The organism is Hankyongella ginsenosidimutans (assembly GCF_005144965.1).
GTDB lineage: Bacteria > Pseudomonadota > Alphaproteobacteria > Sphingomonadales > Sphingomonadaceae > Hankyongella > Hankyongella ginsenosidimutans.
In genome coordinates, this window is record NZ_CP039704.1 from 1,907,976 (window position 1) to 1,924,159 (window position 16,184).

General features: G+C 62.5%; 15 protein-coding genes and 7 pseudogenes. 9 read left to right on the top strand and 13 right to left on the bottom strand.

Annotation, left to right across the window (positions count from 1 at the left end; all coding sequences use genetic code 11):
• Positions 1-15 precede the first annotated feature (15 nt).
• Positions 16-519 (top strand): Arm DNA-binding domain-containing protein, encoded by a 504-nt coding sequence (locus E6W36_RS23445; protein ID WP_425459631.1) that lies wholly within the window; start codon positions 16-18, stop codon positions 517-519.
• A complete protein-coding gene (locus E6W36_RS23450; protein ID WP_425459632.1) occupies positions 516-1,271 on the top strand; it encodes a tyrosine-type recombinase/integrase in 756 nt (251 codons plus the stop codon). The genes E6W36_RS23445 and E6W36_RS23450 overlap by 4 nt, the downstream gene beginning before the upstream one ends.
• Positions 1,272-1,895: 624 nt before the next feature.
• On the opposite strand, the gene E6W36_RS11175 is transcribed toward E6W36_RS23450, so the two are convergent.
• Positions 1,896-2,198: an alpha/beta fold hydrolase gene (locus tag E6W36_RS11175; RefSeq protein WP_222872639.1), complete on the bottom strand. Its 303-nt coding sequence runs from the start codon at positions 2,196-2,198 to the stop codon at positions 1,896-1,898.
• Between the two features lie 208 nt (positions 2,199-2,406).
• Between E6W36_RS11175 and E6W36_RS11180 the strand changes: the two genes are divergently transcribed.
• The gene (locus E6W36_RS11180) at positions 2,407-2,802 is read left to right on the top strand and encodes a YybH family protein (RefSeq protein ID WP_222872640.1); all 396 of its coding nucleotides are present in this window, start codon (positions 2,407-2,409) and stop codon (positions 2,800-2,802) included.
• A gap of 58 nt (positions 2,803-2,860) precedes the next feature.
• Here E6W36_RS11180 and E6W36_RS11185 read toward each other — a convergent pair.
• Positions 2,861-2,977 (bottom strand): annotated as a pseudogene (locus E6W36_RS11185) (transposase domain-containing protein); the annotation flags it as partial.
• 18 nt (positions 2,978-2,995) lie between these two features.
• Here E6W36_RS11185 and E6W36_RS23455 point away from each other — a divergent pair.
• Complete coding sequence (locus tag E6W36_RS23455; protein ID WP_425459733.1) at positions 2,996-3,241, top strand: GNAT family N-acetyltransferase; 246 nt, start codon at positions 2,996-2,998, stop codon at positions 3,239-3,241.
• Between the two features lie 10 nt (positions 3,242-3,251).
• On the opposite strand, the gene E6W36_RS11195 is transcribed toward E6W36_RS23455, so the two are convergent.
• Positions 3,252-3,911 carry a TetR/AcrR family transcriptional regulator gene (locus tag E6W36_RS11195; protein ID WP_281277304.1) on the bottom strand — a complete coding sequence of 220 codons (660 nt, stop codon included), beginning with the start codon at positions 3,909-3,911 and terminating at the stop codon, positions 3,252-3,254.
• A gap of 187 nt (positions 3,912-4,098) precedes the next feature.
• Between E6W36_RS11195 and E6W36_RS20750 the strand changes: the two genes are divergently transcribed.
• The 5 genes from E6W36_RS20750 (at position 4,099) to E6W36_RS23460 (ending at position 7,329) form a co-directional block, all read left to right on the top strand.
• Positions 4,099-4,329, top strand: coding sequence for a DUF1330 domain-containing protein (locus E6W36_RS20750; RefSeq protein WP_281277305.1), 231 nt, complete (start codon positions 4,099-4,101; stop codon positions 4,327-4,329).
• 98 nt (positions 4,330-4,427) lie between these two features.
• Positions 4,428-4,799, top strand: a complete 372-nt coding sequence (locus tag E6W36_RS11205) for a carboxymuconolactone decarboxylase family protein (RefSeq protein WP_222872645.1) — start codon at positions 4,428-4,430, stop codon at positions 4,797-4,799.
• 678 nt (positions 4,800-5,477) lie between these two features.
• Positions 5,478-6,275: an RNA polymerase sigma factor gene (locus tag E6W36_RS11210; RefSeq protein ID WP_222872646.1), complete on the top strand. Its 798-nt coding sequence runs from the start codon at positions 5,478-5,480 to the stop codon at positions 6,273-6,275.
• A gap of 98 nt (positions 6,276-6,373) precedes the next feature.
• Positions 6,374-6,808, top strand: coding sequence for a LysR family transcriptional regulator (locus E6W36_RS11215; protein ID WP_222872647.1), 435 nt, complete (start codon positions 6,374-6,376; stop codon positions 6,806-6,808).
• Positions 6,781-7,329, top strand: a complete 549-nt coding sequence (locus tag E6W36_RS23460) for a LysR family substrate-binding domain-containing protein (protein WP_425459734.1) — start codon at positions 6,781-6,783, stop codon at positions 7,327-7,329. Before E6W36_RS11215 ends, E6W36_RS23460 begins: the two co-directional genes overlap by 28 nt.
• Positions 7,330-7,395: 66 nt before the next feature.
• Here the strand turns inward: E6W36_RS23460 and E6W36_RS11225 are convergent, their stop codons facing one another.
• From E6W36_RS11225 to E6W36_RS11270, 10 genes and pseudogenes are all read right to left on the bottom strand, one after another.
• Entirely contained in the window at positions 7,396-7,611 is a 216-nt protein-coding gene (locus E6W36_RS11225) for a DUF2274 domain-containing protein (protein ID WP_222874472.1), read from the bottom strand.
• Position 7,612: 1 nt separating this feature from the next.
• Positions 7,613-8,757: pseudogene (locus tag E6W36_RS11230) on the bottom strand (TraB/TrbI/VirB10 family type IV secretion system protein).
• Positions 8,758-8,861: 104 nt separating this feature from the next.
• Positions 8,862-9,884: pseudogene (gene trbG, locus E6W36_RS11235) on the bottom strand (P-type conjugative transfer protein TrbG).
• Positions 9,881-10,562 (bottom strand): annotated as a pseudogene (gene trbF, locus E6W36_RS11240) (conjugal transfer protein TrbF). Before trbF ends, trbG begins: the two co-directional pseudogenes overlap by 4 nt.
• Before the next feature lie 2 nt (positions 10,563-10,564).
• Positions 10,565-11,941 (bottom strand): annotated as a pseudogene (gene trbL / locus E6W36_RS11245) (P-type conjugative transfer protein TrbL).
• Between the two features lies 1 nt (position 11,942).
• The gene (gene trbK-alt / locus E6W36_RS11250) at positions 11,943-12,350 is read right to left on the bottom strand and encodes a putative entry exclusion protein TrbK-alt (RefSeq protein ID WP_222872648.1); all 408 of its coding nucleotides are present in this window, start codon (positions 12,348-12,350) and stop codon (positions 11,943-11,945) included.
• 85 nt (positions 12,351-12,435) lie between these two features.
• A pseudogene (gene trbJ / locus E6W36_RS19000) lies at positions 12,436-13,118 on the bottom strand (P-type conjugative transfer protein TrbJ); the annotation flags it as partial.
• Positions 13,115-15,550: pseudogene (gene trbE / locus E6W36_RS11260) on the bottom strand (conjugal transfer protein TrbE). The pseudogenes trbJ and trbE, both read right to left, overlap by 4 nt.
• 14 nt (positions 15,551-15,564) lie before the next feature.
• A complete protein-coding gene (locus tag E6W36_RS11265; RefSeq protein ID WP_048646184.1) occupies positions 15,565-15,846 on the bottom strand; it encodes a VirB3 family type IV secretion system protein in 282 nt (93 codons plus the stop codon).
• Positions 15,846-16,175, bottom strand: a complete 330-nt coding sequence (locus E6W36_RS11270) for a TrbC/VirB2 family type IV secretion system protein (protein WP_281277540.1) — start codon at positions 16,173-16,175, stop codon at positions 15,846-15,848. Before E6W36_RS11270 ends, E6W36_RS11265 begins: the two co-directional genes overlap by 1 nt.
• Between the last annotated feature and the right edge of the window lie 9 nt (positions 16,176-16,184).

The following is a 16,184-nucleotide window of genomic DNA, read 5'->3' on the forward strand; positions in this document are numbered from 1 at the left end:
ATCTGGAGGGCGCAAATGTTGACCGACGCTGCCATCAAGGCTCTGAAACCGAAAGAGAAATTATACAAAATCGTGGACCGTGACGGTTTGTATGTCGTGGTCCAGCCCTCGGGTGCGATCGTATTCCGCTTGGACTACCGGCTGAACGGTCGCCGAGAGACGTTGACGCTGGGCCGCTACGGTCCTGCCGGCCTGTCTCTGGCTCGCGCACGTGAGAAGCTGATCGACGCCAGACGGGCCATTTCGGAAGGCCGTTCACCGGCGCAGGAGAAGCAGCGCGAGAAGCGCCGCCTCCGGGAGGCGAAGAGCTTCGGCGAGTTTGGCGAACGTTGGCTTCAGGAGGCGCGGATGGCCGACAGCACGCGGGCCATGCGCCGTTCCATCTTCGAGCGCGACATCCTCCCGGCGTTCCGCAACCGACTGCTGCCGGAAATCCTGCCGGAGGATTTGCGCGGGCTCTGCGCGAAGGTGAAGGAGCGCGGGCGCCGGCAACGGCGGTCCATGTCCGGGATATCGTGAAGCTGGTCTTCGCCTTCGCCATTCTGCATGGCGAGAAGGTCGCCAACCCGGCCGACGAAGTTGGCCCGGCGTCGATCGCGACCTTTGTGCCAAAGGACCGATCGCTGTCTCCGGCGGAAATCCGCATCATGCTCGGCCAGATTGAGCATGTGGCGACGCTGCCGACGATACGGCTCGGAATAAAGCTGATCCTGCTGTCGATGGTGCGAAAGAGCGAACTACAGGACGCTGTTTGGGATGAGGTCGATTTCGAGAACGCCGTCTGGTCGATCCCGAAGGAGCGGATGAAGCGCTCGAAGGCGCACAACGTCTATCTATCGCAGCAAATGCTCGACATCTTCATCGCTCTCAAGACCTGCGCCGGCAACTCGAAATACGTCCTGCCGTCGCGCTACGACGCGGACGCGCCGATGTCGCGGGCGACGTTCAATCGGATCACGACCGCTGTGGTGGAGCGGGCCAAGAAGCAGGGGCTGCCGCTGGAGTCCTTTACCATTCACGATCTCCGGCGCACTGGTTCGACATTGTTGAACGAGTTGGGCTTCAACAGCGATTGGATCGAGAAGTGCCTGGCGCACGAGGACGGCCGATCCTCACGGGGCATCTACAATAAGGCGGAATATGAGCATCAACGCCGGCATATGATGCAGGAGTGGTCCAACCTGGTGGATGCTTGGGTCGCGGGCCAGAAATACACGCCGACCCTCTATCCGCCGACGCTGGATCTGCTCACGCCCGAGCCGGATGTTTGATGGCGCGGGTCTTGCGGAGCTGGACATCGGGAATCGGCGCGCGCCTTATCGCCTTGGCTCGTGAGGCGCGGCGCCGTTCCTCGAGCCAGGCTTCGACCTCGGATAGATCCCAGACCACGCAGCGAGAGGTGAGATAGAAACGCTGGGGAATTCACCGCGCTGTTCCATATCGTAGATAGTAGTGTCGGCAAGGGGAACTATTTCGCGGAGTTGATGTCTCCTGATAGTTCGCTTGGTGAGTGATTCTGGCTGCTGCCGCATCTCGAATTCCTTCTATCCTTCTGCTTCGAGGATAGAAGCCGATAGCTCCCGGCAAATGGAAGAGAGATTCAGCAAGAGTAGAAGCGCCTCGCATTGTAGCGCGCAGATAGGATGAATTGAACGCGCATTGGAAAGTTGAGATGGTTGCGGGAGGGCGCAACCATCTCAAATTGCTGTTTCGGGCCGCTGCATGAGGGTTTGAATCGTCGACTGCCTCCGAAGTTGGAGGCCACATGTTCGAAACGTGTCGGGTGCGCCAGGTTTTCTCCTACGACACAATGCGATAGCGACCGGGGTCCGCAGGCGCGGCTTTCTGAAGCGGTGCTCTCCGTCAACCCGGGTGGCGGGCCATGAAATCGAGGATCAGTCCGGCCAGTTCGTCTTCTTCTCGTCCATGACGAAGCGCCCGGCATCGAGCTTATGGATCTCGGCATCGGGCAGGTCGCGGCGATAGGCTTCGGCGCCGGCGGCGATGAACGAGGGATCGTTGACACCCCAGGCGATCAGTGTCGGCGGCCTGTGTTCGCGCAGCCAGGCCTGCCACCGAGGGTAGAAGGCGACATTGGTGCGGTAGTCGTAGAGCAGCGCCGCCTGAATCTCGCGCGGGCTCGGCTGGGAGAGATGGTTGAACTCATCGGTCCAGCGTAAACGGTGTGCCGTCGGCACTTTGACTAGCTTGCTCAAAATTGGACGTGATCATTTGCCATTCGCTGACGCTGGTGATAAAGGCGCGTCATGGAATTTGTTCGCGCTTTCACTTTGATTATTATCACCATTCATTGAGTGGTGGGTTAAGCGCGTCATATTTCCAGACAAAGCAACCCGCCGCGAGGCGGGTTTTGTTTTTCCGCTCGCGGCCATTTTGGAGTCCAGAATGTCCGACCATCCTTTGAAAGCCCTTATCGAATCTGCAGACCGTTCTATATCGGCCAAAGACTTCGACGGCTTGATGCGATTTTACACCGATGATGCCACCTTGGTGGTGAAGGCAGGCATGTACGCCAAAGGCAAAGACCAGATCAGGAAAGCGTTCGAAGCAATATCAGCTCATTTCCAAGGTAAATTGAAAGTCCGCCAAGGGAGGATGGAGGTGATTGAGGGCGGAGACACAGCGCTGGTCATCATGGAAACCTGGTTGGATACCGTCGACGAAAGCGGCATTGCGACGTCGACGGTACGACGTGCCACTTATGTGTTTCGTCGGGACTCGTCTGGCACCTGGTTATGCGCTGTAGACAATTCCTACGGCACGGCTCTCCTCGATAGCTGAGAAGGCTCCCGGCCCGGTGCCCACGCTGGGTCGGGGACAGCGTTCCGGTTGGCGCAGATTACGTTGCCGCATACTTCCACGGCAGAAGCTCATCGATCCGGCTCTGTTTATGGCCGTTGAAAATGGCGATGAACGTGGCGGTCAGGTAGGCCTGTGGATCAATCGAATTGAGCTTGGACAAAGAGGCAGTCGGATTCATTCAACTCTTTCCGTCGTTCTCCTCCACGCGGGCTGCGCGCGTTTTCGTTCTGAACGATCTGTTTGTAGCTTCTCAAGCGCGAGGCAAGGATTCGCGAAATTGCTACTGGCCGCAGCCTGCGATTATGGGCAGAGTGTGGGAGCGATCAGGCTTTCGCTATCGACAGCCGTAGACAATGATAGCGCGCAGAGCTTGTATGAAGGAGCGAGCTGGATCAGAGACAACCAGTTCTACGGTTAGACGGTCAGCCTCATTTAACAGTCGTCTTTTCGTGAAAGCTGACCGGAGAAGAATTCTGTAGTTCCGCGTCTTCACACAACAAACCAAAAGCTGCCAATGTCGCACGTGCCGCGGGCCACAGTGCGCTGCGGTTCGGCAACACCTTGGCCATCGAGTTAAGCCCGACCAGGAAGGTTTTCAGTGCGAGAGCGGTTGCGGTAATATCCGCGTCGCGCGGAAGTTCGCCCCGGGCGACAGCAGCCTTCAACAATGTCTCAATCCGCTCCAGACGCGCGATCATTTGCGCGGCGACCTTGGGGCCTATTTCGGCATCAACATTGCACAACGCGCCGACGCTGTTGACCGCCAGGCACCCTTTCGCGTCGGGATCGAGAGTAAGGCTTTCACAGATCGTCTTGAATGTCGCGGTTATAAGTGCGCAGACGCTACCTTCTAGCGGCACCGCCGCCAGCGCGCGGTCAGGCGAACGTTCAAGATAGCGCTCAAACGCCTCCATGAACATGGCCTCTCGGCTCTCGAAGGCATTGTAAAAGCTTGAGCGGGTGATCCCCAATCGCTCGGAGAGCGCCTTGACCGAGTTCGCTTGATAGCCCTCGCGCCAAAACGCCACGAGCGCCTCGTCAAGCGCCGCGTCTCGGTCAAATTGCGAGGGCCGTCCGGATTTCGACATTTATTTTGTTCACCTATGGACAAAAACGATTGGCTATTTTATACAGCTATGTACATAACGCATCTACCCCCTCTGTCGAGGGGCGGCATCGTTAGCGCTTCATGTCGTTCGTGCAGAAAGGAACCCGAAAGTGGCAGCATTTTTATCGTCACAACCACCGTCAAGGACCCAGATTCCTACCAAACCTATGTTCAAAGCGTCGGCCCCACGTTGGCCCTTCGGAGGTAAGGCGTTGTTGCGCGGCAAAGCCGTTGGGGCCCTAGCCGGTGTGCTGACGCATCAGACGGTCAGTATAATCGAATTTCCCGACATCGACGCGCTCAACGCCTGGCATGCATCCGAGGCCTACCAGGCGCTCATTCCTTTGCGCAGCCGGGCCGCCGACATGACCATCACCAGCTACGTCGTCCCCGCGTGATTTCAAGATAACTCCCAAGAAGGACAACACATGTTTACGTATCACGACAAGAATACGGCGCCAGCCGCGTCCGTCCCTTCATCGATGGCGCGCAGGCCATGTTTGGTTTCGTGCCGAATTTGCACAAAATCCTGGCTGAATCGCCTGCCGCGCATGAGGCCTATTCGACGCTTTACAAGCTGGCGACCGAGAAGACGAACCTCACGCCCGTCGAAGTTCAGGTCGTCATGATGACGTCGAATTATCACAATCGCTGCCATTACTGCATGGCAGGCCATTCGATGATCATGACGATGCTGAAGGCGCCGCAGGATATCATCACCGCACTGCGCGAGGGCAAGCCCCTTGCCGACGCGAAGCTCGAAGCGTTGCGCGTTTTGCCCGCAAATTGCTGGAGCAACACGGTCACGTGGGGACCAGGCACTAAACGCTTTTCTGGCTGCCGGTTACACCAAGGCCCAGGTGCTTGACGTACTCGTCTGTCTTTCGACCAAGGTGCTTTCAAACTTTACCAATGCTCTAGCCCATACGGAAGTCGATGCGCCGATGAAGGCGATGGCCTGGACGCCTCCGGCGGTCTGAAACTCACGCTTCGCGTGCAGGATCTACACGCGCGCGCGAAGCACACCACTTCACTTGAGCCGCATTTTCCTGAAATTTTGCCGCTCCCGAGTCACAGTCGCCGCGCCGTTTCTCTCCTTAATAATACGGCCCGGATGTTCCGGCGTCGCAGCAGCAAGGAGCTGAGTTTCATGAAGACCTTCGACGTACAATGCATCGGGATCAACAAGCCGGCCGACACCATATTCGCGTTCGTTGCCGAACCCTCCAACCTCCCCAAATGGACTAATGCTTTCAAGAGCGCTGATTCCAGCTCAGCCGAGCTGGTTACCCCAACGGCACCGTGCCGATCTCGTTGCAAACCATTACCCATGACGGCCACGGCACCATCGACTGGAAGATGAGCTTTCCCGATGGTGCCGTTGGCATGGCCTATTCGCGAGTCACCCCGACGGGGCCGATCGTGCGGTCTATAGCTTTGTGCTCATGGCACCGCCGGTTCCTCTCGAAATGCTCGAAGGCGCTTTGGGTGCGCAGATGGAAACCTTGGCCAAGGAGTTGAAGACTTTGAAGAGGCTTCTCGAAGCATGATCAGGCTTGATGCCCAACAGGTCGTAGCGGCGCGGGAGGGAAACCGCGCCGCCCTTGAGGCTGTCGTTCGCGCAGCCGAAAGCCCGGTCTTCAATTTGGCGATGCGGATGCTTGCCAACCGCGCCGATGCCGAGGACGCGACGCAGGAAATTCTGGTGAAGATTATCACCAATCTTGGCGCGATCCGCGATGTGGAGGCAGCTGGCGGCTGGGCGTTGCGCGTTGCCTGCCGGCATTTGCTTCATGAGAGGAAGCGCGGCGCGATCGAGGCTATGCGGCTGACGTTCCAGGGATTCGCCGCCGATCTGGAAACAGGGCTGTCCCCGCTCGCGGATCATGGCTTGAACGAAGTCGAAGAAAAACTCGCCATCGATGAGGTAAGAATCGGCTGCACGCTGGCCATGCTGATCTGTCTGTCGCGAGAGCTTAGGATCGCCTACATCCTCGGCGACATCTTCGAAGTCACCGATACCGAGGCGGCCGAAATTCTGGATATCGATCCTGCGGCCTATCGGCAGCGGTTGCGCCGGGCGCGTGGTGCGGTGACCACCTTCGTTCAGAGCCGTTGCGGGCTGGTGTCGGAACTCGCGGCATGCCGATGCGAGCGACGGGTCGGTCAGGCGCTGAAGATCGGCCGGGTTGTGAAAGGACAACCAGATCTATCGGCGAGCTTGGGCGATATACCCAGCGTTGCCGAAATCCGCGGCCGCATCGAGGTGATCGAGCGTGAGCGCACCTCCGCGGCACTCATGCGCTCGACCCCCAATTCACCAGCCATTTGGGCGAGCTCGTAATGTCCCTAGTGGACGCGAAAACTCCGGATTCCAGCTTATCGAAATAGGATTCACGGCAGCAATATATAGGAAAACTCATGTACAGTTTGGCTAAGAGCGTGATTTCGGACTTGGGTCTCTCTGATATTCGACCGCCCCGATTAGGGCTGAATATTCGTACCACGATGTTTATCGTCAATTGTCATTTTGAAAATGCCGCCATGCCCGTGCAGATCCGTCACATCCAGTTTGTAATTGCGGCAGCGGATTATGGTAGCTTTCGCCGGGCTGCGCTGGCGCTGGGCGTACAGGAATCAGCGATCAGCCGCCGAATCCGCGAGTTGGAGGAACGGTTAGGTACAACGATCTTTGTGCGTTCCTCCTGCGGAGTAAGATTGACCCACGCCGGAATGCAGTTTGTTCAGCGTGGGCGGAAGGCTCTAGCGGAGATTTGCCTAGCTAAGACTGAGGTTGGCGCGATCGGTCGCGGGAAGACGGAAACGTTAGAATTGGGATATTCTCATCACTGGCATCCGGATTTCTATCCGATCTGATTCTGTCCTTTGGTGAGCGCTACGGAACCGTCAAACTGACATTTACAGACGGCAATCCCGCCGAGCATGCGGTCGCAATCCGTCGGCGCCGACTCGATGTTGCCTTCGTCACCGGAACAGCCAAGTGGGAGGGTTGTGATAGCCTGCATCTTTGGTCTGAGCGGGTCTATGCCGTGCTACCGTCTAGCCACCAGTTTGCTAATGCCTCGCAAATCACATTCAAAGATATAGAAGGTGAGTCCTTCATCGTCAGCGAAAGCGCTCCGGGCCAAGAGATCCATGACTATCTAGTGAAGCGGCTCGCAGATCTGGGCCGTCACCCAGAAATCGATCAGCAAGCTGTAGGCAGAGATAATCTGATGCACTTAGTGGCGTTAGGACGCGGACTGACGATTACGAGCGAGGCGACGACGGCAGCACAGTTTCCCGGTGTCGTTTTTCGACCCATTTTGGGGAAACCCTGCCATTCTCAGCGGTTTGGTTGCGGGAAAATGACAATCCGGCATTTCGGAATCTGCTAGCTCTCGCGCACTCCATAGCAAGTCCAAAAGAAACGCCCGAGATCAGAAGTGGTAGTGCGCCAAGGCTCAGGTCCGCCGCATCTTCGCAAATCCGCGATCTGTCGCGATGAAGCGCTCAAGCATGGGCACAATTAGCCGGACGGGATCGCCCGGCGGATGGCCGCTCTCGCGGCCGAGGATTTCGGCATAGGCGGTCAGATCGCGGTGCAGGCTGGCAGGCAGCTCCAGCGTGACCTTGACGGGTTTGTCATCAGCGATCGGACCAAGTTTCAACTTCGCCATGTCAGCCTCCATAGGGTTCGAGCACGAGATCGCGGGTAACGATGACGCGGACGGGGAAGCCCGGCCGGATCGTTAGTGTCGGCGCAATGTTGAGCTGGCGGCTGACGATCTGCTGGCCCGTCTGACTGATGCTGTCGCCAGCGCCTTGGCGCAGGGCACGGACGATCTCGCTCTCCTCGCTGGAGGAGCCCGTCTGTGCGCCTATGCTGAGCAGCGTCGAGAGCGCGGCGGCCTTGAACAGTTCGCCCCAGTGATAATCGACGCCATCCTCCAGGCCGGCGTAGCCTTGCGTGTCCGTGCCCGGCTGGCGTTCCAACACGATCGAACGGCCGTTCGGGAAGATCAGCCGGTTCCAGACGAGCAGGATGCGGCGCTGGCCGAAACCGACGCCGTTGTCATACTGACCGATGACGCGCGTGCCCTGCGGGATGAGAAGGATGCGTCCGGTCGGGCTGTCATAGATGTTCTCCGTCACCTGCGCCGTGATCTGCCCGGGCAGGTCGGAACGAATGCCGGTGATGAGCGCGGCGGAAATCACCGCCCCGGCCTGAAGGATGTTCGCCGATGCCGGAGCGGCGACGCGATCGGTCGAGACGGTGCGTTTGTCGGGCGTCTGGTTGAGGAAGGCGAGTTGCCGGTCCTGCGCCGAGGGCGTCGCTGGCTGCGGCGCGAGGCCGAGACTGGTCAGATCCGGCAGCGGCGTCGTTGCGTTCGCCGTCGTGGTGGCGGGCGACGCCATGCTGCGTGTCTCGGTCGAAGTGAAGAGGCGCGCGGTCCTCGCTGCTTCCAGCTCCTGCAATCGACGCTGCTCCTCGGCGCTGAGGCCTGGCTGCACGGCAGGGTGCCGATCCGTGACGGCGTCACGGGCTGGCCGCGGTTCTGCGCATCGAGGATCGGGCGGCCGAGATCGCCCGGCAGCGGTGGGCCGAGCACCGGGCCGGTATAGTCCTTCGGCAGGGTGTTGAGGCCGTCGGGTGTTGTCCGGTTGTCGGTTGAATACAGCTCCTCGTTCGACCGGCCGCCATGCTGGACTTGAAGCGCATAGATCAACGCGCCTCCGATACCGACGCCGGCGACCAGGCCGAGACAGGCCAGCACCTTGCGCGAGAGCCGGGTGACGCGCGGCGGCTCGGGACGCAGCCGCATGGGCGCGGCCGGTTCGCCGGTCAGCGGCCGGGCGTCATCGTCAGACTCCGGCTGGGGTTCCAGCCCGGACTTGCGGCCTTCCTCCTTATCGGGATCGATCTCGCTCACGACGCAGGCCTCCCGTCGGTCCGGGAGACGCGCACTCGCTTCTGGTTCTTGTCCGCGCCGAAGCGCAGCTCGGCGGCGGCGAACAGCCGATCGATGATCATGTAGTTGCCACGCACCCGGTAGTTCACCAGCTCGGACGTGTCGCCCTCGGGGCCGACGACGAAGAGCGGCGGCATCTCCCTGGCCGATGCCGCGCGGGAATTCGATGAAGACCTGTTTGCCGTCGTCGAAGGCGTGCAGTGGCCGCCACGGCGCGCGATCGCCCGTCACCTCGTAGCGGAAATTGACGCGGGACAGATCGACGCCACTGGCGACCGGCTGTGCGGCCTGGGCCTCCGCATTCTGGCGACGCAGCGCGATGAGCTGGTCCTGTGGATACTGCCAGGAGACCGAGGCCATGTAGGTCTTCTCGGTCGAGCGCAGTTCCATGTGATAGGTGCGCAGGTTGGTGTTGATGACGAGGTTGGTCATCAGCTCCGTGCGCGTGGGCTTCACCAGGATGTGGATCTGCTTGGTCGCGCCCGTGCCGCTCTCGGTGTCGCCGATGATCCAGCGCACCGTATCGCCGGCAGCGACCGGGCCGGAGCCAACCAGCGTTTCGCCGGGCTGGAGCGCGATGTCGGTGATCTGCCCGACGGCGGTATAGACCTGATAGAGCGCGCCTTGGGTGAAGGGATAGACCTGCATGGAATTGATGAAGCCGTCACGGACGGGCTGGATGCGGGCGGCGGCGTTTGCCTGATTGACGCGGGCGGCGGGATCAGTCGGCTCCGGCGTCCGGCGTGAGGCTTCGACCGGCTTCATCTGGCCGGGAAGCGGCAGAGGCTTTGGCAGTTCGACCACCGTGACGGGCGCGGGCGGATCGACCGCCTGCACGGCGGGCGCGGCATCGTCATAGGAGATTTCCGGGGCTTATGAGCCGTAGCGCAGCCGGCAAGCGCCGAGGTGCAAACGAGGAGAGCCGAGAAAGCGGATTTACGGAATGCCGGCCTCCCGGCGGCGCGGAAGGTCGGTGTCATTGTCCAAGCTCCTTCGACCAGTTGATCGCGTTGACGTAGATTCCAAGCGGATTGGCCCGGAGTTTTCGGGGTCGCGTGGTATCTGCACCCTTACGGTGAGGATGGCGGACCACCGTTCGGTCGAGGAAAGCGAGCCGTCCTGATAGTGGCGCTCGATCCACGCGACACGGAACGAATCCGGCGAGGCGCGGATCACGCTGGAGACTTCGATGGCGATCTGCTGCTTGCCGACTTTGGTGAAGGGTCGTTGGCGCGGGCATAATCGTTGAGCGCCAAGGCCCCGGCCTGCGTGGTGAAATCGTAGGCCCGGAGCCAGTTCTGCCGGACGATGATCGCGTCGGCCGGGATCGAGCGGACCTCTTCGATGAAGCGGGCGAGATGAAAGGCGATCTGCGGATCGGTCGGCCGATAGTCAGCGACAGCGGCCGCGACCGCCTGTGCCTGGCCGAGTTTGTCGACCTGCACGACCCACGGCACGATCGAGCCGCTCATCGACTGCCAGACCAGTGCGGCCGACAATCCAGCCGAGAGCGCCAGCAAGCCGAAGGCCATGAAGCGCCAGTTGCGGGCCTGCACGCGGGCGGAACCGATGCGGTCGTCCCAGACCTGGGCCGCGCGCTGGTAGGGCGTCTCGGGTTGTGGTGATTTGCCATAATGGGTGGCCGGTCGTTTGAACATCGTTAGTCGCTTTCGGAGAGGTTGACGGAAGAGCCGCCGCCATGGCTGTCGCCCGACTTGACCGCGTGAGCCGCGGCCTGGACGCCGTGCGACATCTGCTGCGAACGCTTCATGCGCTTGGCCCAGGCGGGTGGGCCGTCGGTGGCGGAAGATGGGGATGCGGCAGCGGCCGGGGCGCTTCGGCTTCGGCGTCCTGCGGACCACCGCCGATGGTGCCGGCAGTGGACGATCCGCCGGTCACTTCGAAGGTTGCACGCGCACCAGACTGGTAGCTGGACTTGAGGCTATCGGCTGCCTGGGAAGCGGCGCGTTTCAACGGCGAGGCTGCGGCCTGCGCGCCGGCGTTGGCGACATTGCCAAGCCCTGACGCCACAGCCGATGCGCCGGATTGGCCAGCAGCACCCAGGCTGTAGGCGGTCGATGCGCCGCCCGCGAGCGCGGCCCCGCCACGGGCAGCGGCAGCGGCGCTGCCAGCAAGGGCGGTCCCACCAGACGCGACGGCGCCTATCGTGGCCGCACCCGCCGCGACCATACCGCCAGCAGCAAGGCCAGTGCCAACCGCCGCACCCGCGCCAAGCTGCGGACCACCTGAGACCAGGCCATTGGCGATGCCGGGACCAAAGATGCCGAGGCCGAGCAGGGACAGTGCCGCGAGCACGATCGCCATGGCGTCATCGATCGAGGGCGTCGCGCCGCCGAACCCGGCGGTGAACTCGGAGAACAGCGTCGAGCCGATGCCGATGATGACGGCGAGCACCAGCACCTTGATGCCGGATGAGATCACGTTGCCAAGCACGCGTTCGGCCATGAAGGCGGATTTGCCGAACAGCCCGAAGGGGATCAGCACGAAGCCCGCGAGCGTCGTCAGCTTGAACTCGATCAGCGTCACGAAGAGCTGGACGGCAAGGACGAAGAAGGCGAGCAGCACCAGCATCCAGGCAAACAGCATGCAGGCGATCTGGATGAAGTTCTCGAAGAAGGACCAATAGCCCATCAGATTCGAGATGGAATCGAGCAGCGGGCGGCCGGCATCGAGGCCGGTTTGCGCCACCTTGCCGGGGCGAAGAAGATCGGTGACGGTAAAGCCCGTGCCGGATGCCTTCAGGCCAAGGCCGGCAAAACTCTCGAAGACGATCCGGGCGAGATTGTTCCAGTTGCCGATGATGTAGGCGAAAACGCCGACGAAGAGCGTCTTCTTGACCAGGCGGGCAATGATGTCCTCATCGGCCCCACGACCAGAAGAGGGCTGCCAGCACCACGTCGATGACGATCAGCGTGGTGGCGATGAAGGCGACCTCGCCGCCGAGCAGGCCGAAGCCGCCGTCGATGTAGCGGGTGAAGACCTCGAGGAAATGGTCGATGACGCCGGTGCCGCCCATGTCAGTGCGCTCCCGGCCGGACGGGTTCGGGCTGTGCGACCGGCGCGGTGTTCTTGGGCGCGGGCGCGCTTTCCTTCTTGGCCGGGGCTTCGGCCGGGAAGAGAGTCGTCGGCGCTTCCAGTGCCAACGTCCTCGTCCCGCTCGGTTGGGAAGGCTTCGGGCATTGGCCCAGAAATCGGTCGCGGGCCTTGGCCCAGACATCGAGGCAGGCGGGATCGCGGGTCGCCGCTTCGCCCATGTCGCGGCACTGCCGCAAGACCTGGCGAAGCGCATCGGTGTCGTTGCGCTCGTGGACGAGCGTGCGGACCTGCGGCTCCTCGGGCTTGCGGGTCAGTTCCATGACCGTGGCGGTGATGGCGACGCCGACGAAGACGACGGCACCGAGCCGGGCGAGCATCTTGCCGTCCATGGCGATCCCCTCAGTTGCTGCCGGGGAACATCCGGGCGTTGCCCGGCTGGTAGCCCGTGCCCGGCGTCAGGAAGCGGCGACGCTGTTCGCGGCCCTGTTCCGCCGCAGCCGCCTGTTCGGCCGATTGCAGCGCCTGCGCGCGACCGTTCGCCGCGACGACGGCAGTGAGGTCGGCGAGCTGCTGGGCCTGAAGGGCGAGGAGCTGGTTGCCGGCCTGCGTCGCCTGAAGCGCGCCGGTGGCGCTTTGGCTCTGGCCGACGAGCGCGGACATCTGGGCGCGGTTGGTGTCGATGTTGCCGACGACGCCAGCCTGCACCTTCATGGCGTCCTGCAGACTGCCCACCGTGTTCTGCCAGCGCGATCTGGCGTCGGCGACGAGCTGCGCGTCCGACGCGGAGAGCGAGACGTTGGCGTATTTTGGCTGAACGCCTGGTCGATCTGCTGGACATTGTAGGCGATGTTCTGGGCTTGGCTCAGAAGCTGCTGCGTGCGCTGCACGGACTGCTGGAGCTGTTGCAGCGAGGAATAGGGCAGGCTCGCGAGGTTGCGGGCCTGGTTGATGAGCATCTGCGCTTCGTTCTGAAGCTGCGTGATCTGCTGGTTGATCTGCTGGAGCGCGCGGGCCGCCTGAAGGACGTTCTGCGCGTAGTTTGTGGGATCGAAGACGATGATGGCGTGAGCCGGTGTCGCCAGTATGAGCGCGACGGTGACGGGAGCGGTAAGCAGCGCAGCAGCGAGCCGCACTGCGCGTAAACGGCGCAGTTTCATGATGGTGTCTCCAGGTTGGTGAGGTTGGGAATGAGGTCGGCGGCCCAGTCAGTGCCGCGGTGGCGTAGCCAGGCGTCGAGGAAGCCGTCCGGACCCTGCTCGGCAGTGATGCGGGCGATCGCCGCCTGATCGGTCTTGGAGGATGCGGCGCAGAGCGCCAGCGCCACCTCCGACAGGCCCAGCTCGAACAGCCGGTTGCCTCGTCGGGACTGGCAGTAATAGTCGCGCTTCGGCAAGGCCCGCGCGAGGATTTCGATCTGGCGATCGTTGAGACCGAAACGGCGATAGATGGTGGTGATCTGCGGCTCAATCGCCCGTTCATTTGGCAGCAGGAGCCGGGTCTGGCAGCTCTCGATGATGGCGGGCGCGATGGCGCTGCCGTCGATATCCGAGAGGCTTTGCGTGGCGAAGATGACGGAGGCGTTCTTCTTCCTGAGCGTCTTCAGCCACTCGCGGAGCTGGCCGGCGAAGCCCTCGTCATCAAGCGCCAGCCAGCCTTCATCGACGATGATGAGGGTTGGTGAGCCGTCGAGCCGATCTTCGATCCGGTGGAAGAGATAGGCGAGCACGGCGGGCGCGGCGTCGGTTCCGATCAGACCTTCGGTCTCGAAGGCCTGGACCGTCGCGGTGCCGAGATGTTCGCTCGGCGTCGAGCAACCGGCCCCATGCGCCGCCGATGCAATAGGGGCGGAGCGCCTGCTTCAGGTCGTTGGACTGGAGCAGAACGCAGAGGCCGGTGATAGTGCGTTCTTCGACCGGCGCCGAAGCCAGCGAGGTCAGCGCCGTCCAGATATGCTCCTTCACCTCCGGCGAGATGGTGACGCCTTCGCGCAGGAGGATGGCGACGATCCAGTCGGCGGCCCAAGCGCGTTCGCTCGTCTCCCCAATGCGCGCCAGCGGTTGAAGGCTGACGGAGGTCTCCGAGCCGTCCGTCAAGCCGCCACCGAGATCGTGCCAGTCGCCGCGCATGGCGAGTGCTGCAGCGCGGATCGAGCCGCCGAAGTCGAAGGCGAAGACCTGTGCGCCGGCGTAGCGGCGGAACTGCAGGGCCATCAGTGCCAGCAGCACGGACTTGCCCGCGCCGGTTGGGCCGACGACGAGGGTGTGGCCGACATCGCCGACATGAAGGGAAAACCGGAACGGGGTGGAGCCTTCGGTCTTGCCGAAGAGCAGTGGGGGCGCTGCAAAATGCTCGTCCCGTTCCGGCCCCGCCCACACCGCCGAAAGCGGGATCATGTGGGCGAGATTGAGCGTGGAGATCGGCGGTTGCCGGACATTGGCGTAGACATGGCCCGGCAGGCTGCCGAGCCAGGCGTCCACGGCGTTGATGGTCTCGGCCATCGCGGTGAAGTCGCGGCCCTGGACGACCTTTTCGACCAGCCGCAGCTTCTCGTCGGCGATGCGCGGATCGGCGTCCCACACTGTCATGGTGGCGGTGACATAGGCGATGCCCGCATAGTCGGCGCCGAGTTCCTGCAGCGCGACGTCGGCGTCCGCGGCCTTGTTTGCCGCATCGGTATCGACCAGCACGGAGGCCTCGTTGGTCATCACCTCCTTGAGGATCGCGGCGATGGACTTGCGCTTGGCGAACCATTGCCGCCTTATCTTGGTGAGCAACTTGGTGGCGTCCGTCTTGTCGAGCAGGACCGCGCGGGTGGACCAGCGATAGGAAAGGCCAGCCGGTTCAGCTCGTCGAGCAGGCCCGGCGTGGTCACGGTCGGAAAGCCGGTGATGGTGAGGACGCGCAGATGCGACGTGCCCAATCGTGGTTCCAGCCCGCCGGTGAGCGGCTGATCCGCGAGCAACGCATCGAGATAGATCGGCGTTTCGGGGACGCGGACACGGTGGCGATGCGTGGAGACGCAGCCATGCAGATAGGTCAGCGTCTCGCCGTCATCGAGCCAGCGGCATTCCGGCATGAAGGCTTCGATCAACCGCAGCAGGCGATCGGTGCGGTCGGCGAAGGTGGTCAGCACCTCGTTGGGGTCGATGCCGGTCTTCTCGCGGCCCTCATAGAGCCAGGTTTCCGCGCGGGCGGCGTCCTCGGCCGGTGGCAGATAGGTGAAGGTCAGGAAATAGCTGGATTCAAAGTGCGCCCCGGCTTCTTCGAAATCGGCCTTGCGCTCGGCATCGACCAGCGCGGAGGCTGAATCCGGGAAGGTACTGTTTGGATAGCTGGCGGCGGCATGGCGCTGCGCCTCCACGAAGATCGCCCAGCCGGAGCCGAGACGGCGGAAAGCGTTGTTGAGGCGGCCGGCGACGGCAACCAGCTCGGCGGGTACGGCGCTGTCGAGGTCCGGTCCCCGGAACCTCGCGGTGCGCTGGAAGCTGCCGTCCTTGTTGAGCACGATGCCCGTGCCGACCAGCGCGGCCCAGGGCAGAAAGTCGGCGAGGCGGCTGTTACGATTGCGGTATTCGGCGAGATTGATCATCGGCGGCGCTCCTCTCAGACCGTGAGATGCGCGGGGATGCGAAGATGGCGGCGGCCGACCTCGACAAACAGCGGATCGCGCTTGGCCGCCCACACCGCCGCGAAATGGCCGATCGCCCAGATGGCGAGGCCGACCAGCCAGAGGCGCAGGCCGAGGCCGACCGCGCCGGCCAGCGTGCCGTTCATGATCGCAATGGCGCGCGGTGCGCCGCCGAGCAGGATCGGCTCGGTCAGCGCCCGATGGACGGGCACGGTGAAGCCTGGAACCTCGCTGCCCTGATCGACGACGCCCGCCATCAGACGAGCGCCCCGCCGCCGAACGAGAAGAACGACAGGAAGAAGCTCGACGCGGCGAACGCGATCGACAGGCCGAAGACGATCTGGATCAGCCGGCGGAAGCCGCCCGACGTGTCGCCGAAGGCCAGCGCCAGGCCGGTTGAGATGATGACGATCACAGCGATGATCTTGGCGACCGGGCCTTCGATCGACTGGAGGATGGATTGCAGTGGCGCTTCCCACGGCATCGACGAACCGGAGGCATGGGCGGGCGCCGCCGAGACCACGGATAGCGTGGCGACCGATACGGTCATGGCGAGGCGTTGGCGGGCGTTGTTGAAGCGCGAGATGCGCAGGGC